The sequence below is a fragment of the Pontibacter sp. HJ8 genome (assembly GCF_054824225.1).
On the sequence record NZ_JSYF01000385.1, the window covers coordinates 1 to 5,843 of the forward strand.

The following is a 5,843-nucleotide window of genomic DNA, read 5'->3' on the forward strand; positions in this document are numbered from 1 at the left end:
CTACGACTGCGCCGCCCAAAATATCTCCGGGAAAGTGCACGCCCAGGTAAATTCGGCTGTAAGACACCACCACCGCCCAGGCCACCAGCACGATCTTGAAAATAAAGTAGCGGTCCGGGAGAATAAGGTTAAAGAAAACAGCCAGCGCAAAGCCGGTAGAAGCATGAGAAGACAGGAAACCAAACTTTCCGCCACAGCCTTTCACCAGGTTCACCATAGCCGATAATTCCGGGTCGTGGCAGGGGCGGAGGCGGGCAAAGTAGGGTTTGAAGATACCGGAGGCTATATAGTCGGCCAACCCGATGGCGACCACCGCCATGAGCAGCATCGGTATGCTCTGCATGCGGTAGCGGTAAACGATATACCCGATGAGCAACAGGTAAAAGGGTATCCAGAAATATTTATCGGATGCGTAAACCATGATCACATCCCAGGCGGGGCTGTGCTGGTTGTTCAAAAAAACGAACAGCTCCTGATCCAGCTTCTCGAGTGCCTCCAGCATGCTTAATTGGCGTTAATCCAGTCGATGTCTTTCTTGAGGTATGCCAGCGTCTGCTCTTCGGCACTGCCCGCCTCCGGCTTGTGGTTGTATACCCAGGAAGCATGTGTCGGCAGGCTCATCAAGATCGACTCTATTCGCCCGTTCGTGGCCAGCCCAAACTTGGTGCCACGGTCATGTACCAGGTTGAACTCCACATAGCGCCCCCTCCGGATCAGTTGCCACTGCTTCTGTTGCTCGGTATAAGGCAAATCGCGGTTCTGATTTATGAGGGAGGTATAGAAAGGAGCAAAGGCATAGGCCACATCCCGCACGAAGGCAAAGCGCTGCTCCATCGAGATCTCATCCGTTGCCATCAGCCGGTCAAAGAAAATGCCGCCTACCCCGCGTGTTTCGTTGCGGTGTACGTTGAAAAAATAGTCGTCTGCCCATTTCTTGAACTCCGGGTAATAGGAGGGATGGTGCTTGTCGCATACGGCTTTCATCGCTTCATGAAACTCCCGTGCCTGCTTCACATCCACATAAATGGGCGTCAGGTCAATGCCGCCGCCAAACCAAGCCGTGCCGTTCCCCGCTTCAAAATAGCGCACATTCATATGCGTGATGGGCACCATCGGGCTGTGCGGGTGCATCACTACCGAAACGCCTGTCGCAAAGAACTTCGGATCGGGCATTTGCAGCATGTTGAGAAAAGCCAGGGAAAGCTCGCCCTGTACAGCAGAGAAGTTGACGCCACCTTTTTCCAGCACATTCCCGTTTTCGATAACCCGTGAAATGCCGCCGCCTCCCTGCTCATGCTTCCACTCATCCTTCTGGAATGTAGTGCCACCATCACAGGTCTCCAGGTCGCGTACCAGGTCCAGCTGGAACTGGCGCATAAAAGCTTCAACTTCTTCTCTGAACATATTTTTAGATGTTAGACGTTAGACACAAGACGTCAGACATTTTGTGTCAATTGCTGATTTGGAAGTGAACTATTGACTCGAAGCTGAGTAAATACTTGCACATACGTGTACAAAATTACCAAATATTGGGCTCTCTACCCAGCTTAAGATTGGATTTTAGAAGAAGGCCAATTTTCCTTAACTTCGGGCAATAATAAATCTTAGTATATGTCAAAAGAAACAACGGAAGCTTTTAAGATAGATACTGATATTCTTAAAAAAGCTTACCGGCTCATGATAACTGCCAAAACCATGGCAGACACCTACGAAGAAAATAAAACGATCTGCAGCAAGTATGTGCACAGCACCTCCAGGGGTCACGAAGCCATACAACTGGCTGCCGCTTTTCAACTAAAACCATACGACTACGCTGCCCTCTACTACCGGGATGATTCGGTCCTGCTGGGTATCGGTATGCAGCCCTACGAACTGATGTTGCAATTGATGGCCAAAGCCGACGATCCTTTTTCCGGTGGACGAACCTACTACGGGCACCCGTCGCTGCGTCGCGAAGGATTTCCGACCATACCGCACCAGAGTTCGGCAACAGGTATGCAGGCTATACCTGCTACAGGTATGGCGCACGCGATCTCCTACATGGAGTCACAGGGAATCCTGCAGGAGGAAGAAAAGCCGGTGGTGCTCTGCTCACTGGGCGACGGTTCGGTAACGGAGGGTGAAGTAGCCGAGGCTTTCCAGATGGCGGTGCTGAAGAATCTGCCGATCGTATACCTGGTGCAGGACAACGACTGGGGTATTTCGGCTACGGGTAAGGAGATGCGCGCCATGGACGCCTTCGAGTATGCAGCCGGTTTTAAGGGGATGGAACGCCTTCGGGTGAACGGCTCTGACTTTGCCGAGTCTTATGAAGGCATGCGAGTAGCATTCGAATATGCCCGGGGAGTTCGCAAGCCAGTACTGGTGCACGCCAAATGCCCGCTGCTGGGCCACCATACTTCCGGAGTGCGACGGGAATGGTACCGCGGCAACAACCTGCAGGAGCACAGCGTCAACGACCCAATCCCGAAGCTAAGACAGGCGCTGCAGGAGGCTGACGTGACCTCAGAGGAAGTAGAATGGCTGGAGCAGGAGGCGATCAAACTGGTGGCAGAAAATTACGAGCGTGCCCTGGCAGCTCCCTCACCCGATCCGGCTACCTTCGACCAGCATGAATTTGCCCCGACTCCTGTCACCGAAGAGCTGGGCGAGAGAAGACCCGCAGGAGCCGAAAAGACCATCATGGTTGATGCCGCGCTGCATGCCGTCGATGATATCCTGCGTACCTATCCGGAGGCTTTGTTTTACGGCCAGGATGTAGGCGGGGAGCTGGGCGGAGTATTCCGGGAAGCAGCGCTGCTGGCCAAAAAGTACGGCGATGCGCGCGTATTCAATACGCCCATACAGGAAGCCTATATCGTAGGCTCTACGGCTGGCATGTCGGCTGTCGGAGCCAAAGCGATTGTGGAGATACAATTTGCCGATTATATATGGCCGGCGATGAACCAGCTGGTGGAGGAGCTATCCAAAAGCTGCTACCTGTCCATGGGCAAGTTTCCGGTACAATCCCTCATACGGGTGCCGATCGGGGCCTACGGTGGCGGCGGGCCCTACCATTCCGGCAGCATCGAATCTACCTTGCTCACCATACGGGGCATCAAAGTAGTATACCCATCCAACGCAGCCGATATGAAAGGGCTCATGAAGGCCGCTTTCCTGGACCCGAACCCGGTGGTGATGCTGGAGCACAAAGGCTTGTACTGGTCCAAAGTGGCTGGTACGGAAGACGCCAAGACAGTAGAGCCGGATGAAAATTACATCCTGCCACTGGGCAAAGCCAATGTGGTCCAGTATGCCAGTGAAGAGCAGGTACGCCAGGGCAACAGCATGACCGTGATCACCTACGGTATGGGCGTTTACTGGGCCAAGACGGCGGCCAAGCAATTTATGGGCAGCGTGGAGATACTCGACCTGCGTACCCTCAATCCGCTGGACTTTGAGGCCGTCGTAGCATCTGTCCGCCGGCATGGCAAAGCGCTGGTGCTGACAGAAGAACCGCTGATGAACTCCTTTGCCGAGTCACTGGCAGGACGCATCGCCAGAGAATGTTTCCAGCAACTCGATGCGCCTGTCTATACCTTGGGAGCCGCCAATTTACCGGCCATCGCCCTCAATGTGGAGCTGGAAAAGATGATGCTGCCCAACCCGGACAAGGTAGCAGCTGCCATGGAAGAGCTGCTGAATTATTAAAATTTCATTTTCACTTTCCATAAAAAGAGCCTCTGTTCCCACAGAGGCTCTTTTTATGGAAGCCAAGCTATACACGCTCCATCAAAACGGATACCCGATACCAATATTCAAGGTCGTCTGGTTACTTTCTTTGAAGAACTCTGAGAATTTGAAATCTTTGAGCATAAATTTATTGCCATCCACCCCGGCCGGATCATATACCTTGGTGGCAAAATCGAAGCGGAGGATCAGCAGCGAAAAGTCAAACCTCAGGCCAAAGCCAGTCCCTACGGCCAGTTCTTTGTAGAACCTGTTGAGCGCGAAACCGGAACCGGGTCTTCGCACATCCTCGCTCAAAAGCCAGACGTTCCCGACATCTACAAACAAGGCTCCGTTCAGGAAACCCACCATATTGAACCTGTATTCGGCACTCGCTTCCAGGAGCACTTCGCCGGGTTGTTCCGCGTCAAAGTCACGCGTCCGTACGGTATCATTCTCCGTAATTCGTTCGCTGAAAGTCGGGTAGGAGCCCGGCCCTAACCGACGCGCGCGCCAGGCCCGCACACTGGACCCGCCACCCGCAAAGAAATACTTGTCGTAAGGCAGGGAAGAGGACCCAAACAAGGGACCGCCCACCCCGGCATTCACCCGGTAAACAAAATAGCGTTTGCCTCCCAAAGGGATATAGCGCCGGTAATCGGGGTTGATGCGGGCATACTGAAACTTGCGGAGATTACCTACATCGGGCATAATGCCCAGCTTGGAGGTGAGGCCACCCACTTCAGCCAGCGTACGCATGTAGCGTGCATTCTTGGTTTGCGTGAAGTCGTTCGTGTTGTAAATGAGATTAAAACCGATAAAGGAAATAAACCCACTCTGGAAGCTTTCACTGAACGAACGGTTCTCCGAACTGATACTAGTCAAAAGGCTATCAAAAGAAGGATCAATTCTGCCTACCTGAATCACATTGACATTGATAGGAGAGAAGATGAACTGCAGGGTAGGCGGCAGCAAAGGCCGCGGGTACTTCTGCCAGATATAATCGAGCGAAGCTTCGTACAGGGTGCGCTGGAATTCGGACCGGTCCACGTTGGTATAGCCCGCATAAATCCTGGTCCGGGGATTGTTTTCCTGCAGGATGCTCTTACCTCCGAAGGGAAGCAAAAACACCGGGAAGGTAAGGGCTGCGTCGCCGCCAAACTCGCGGATCATGACGGTCTCGGTTTGTTCCGCAATGTTGAGTTGTCCTTCCAGCCCCCCTCTTATACCGAAGTCCAGGTTCTCGGCTCCCCCGAACACATTGCGGATTTTTAAGCGGATGCTGGAGTAAGGTCCCGGGCGACGCTCCGTAAAGTTCATGCCCAGTTCTGTCGTCTCCTGGTACTTCTTGGAAGGCACCGCATTGATGAAAGCATTCAGCTGGTAACCCGAAGCAGTGTCAACCGGGTCTGTTATTTTGTTGTATGAGAGGTTGTTGAACTGAAAAACATCCATTTCGGCCAGCCGCCGCTGGGTGAGCGTGGTGCGGAACTGGCTATACCGTTGTCCCGGGTATACGGCTACCTTTTTGTCCAGTATATTGGAGGAAAAATTGTGGTTATAGGCGATATACTTCACCCCGTTAAACTCGAGTGTATCGCGGGCGATGCCGAATCGGTCGGCATCCGTTTTGAAGTATACATTCCGGATCGTGTAGGACCGGTGAGAGGAGTCATTTTCCGGATTGAGTATGATCGTGCGGAGACGAACACTGTTGCCTCCGTAGCTGGTATCAGGCTCAAATTCGATGTAGGCGCGGGCAAAATCAAAGTAGCCGTTATGCCGGACCATCTCATAGAGCCTGTCCCGTTCTGCTGTCAGGACCTGCTCATCGTATATATCGCCTACCTTCAGCAGCGACCGGTCGGCATACCGCTTTACCACCGCCAGCACCGAATCATCGGCTATGCCATAGTCAAAGTGGGTATAGCGGTAAGGGGCATTCTCGTTAATCAAAATGGTCACGTAGGCCTTCTTGTCTTTCACCTGCTTTTCATAAGTAGCCTGGTGGTTAAAATAACCTTTGGTGTTCAGGTATATACCGATCTGGTCCATGGTACCTTCCATCAGGGTAGAGTCATAAATGGCAGGCGGCTCGCCAATCTGCATCAGAAAGTTGCCTTCTTCCTTCTTTT

Annotated in this window: 4 protein-coding genes; 1 reads left to right on the forward strand and 3 read right to left on the reverse strand. The window is 52.8% G+C overall.

The genetic code is table 11. The features are described from left to right. Positions 1-502, reverse strand: a 502-nt coding sequence (locus OB13_RS15980) for a phosphatase PAP2 family protein (RefSeq protein ID WP_461491176.1), incomplete at its 3' end; no start/stop codon positions are given. Positions 503-504: 2 nt separating this feature from the next. Further along, positions 505-1,404: an oxygen-dependent coproporphyrinogen oxidase gene (gene hemF / locus OB13_RS15985; RefSeq protein ID WP_461491177.1), complete on the reverse strand. Its 900-nt coding sequence runs from the start codon at positions 1,402-1,404 to the stop codon at positions 505-507. 207 nt (positions 1,405-1,611) lie between these two features. On the opposite strand from hemF, the gene OB13_RS15990 reads away from it, so the two are divergent. Continuing rightward, entirely contained in the window at positions 1,612-3,690 is a 2,079-nt protein-coding gene (locus OB13_RS15990; protein ID WP_461491178.1) for an alpha-ketoacid dehydrogenase subunit alpha/beta, read from the forward strand. A gap of 81 nt (positions 3,691-3,771) precedes the next feature. Here OB13_RS15990 and tamL read toward each other — a convergent pair. Then, a partial coding sequence (gene tamL, locus OB13_RS15995) for a translocation and assembly module lipoprotein TamL (RefSeq protein ID WP_461491179.1) occupies positions 3,772-5,843 on the reverse strand: 2,072 nt, incomplete at its 5' end.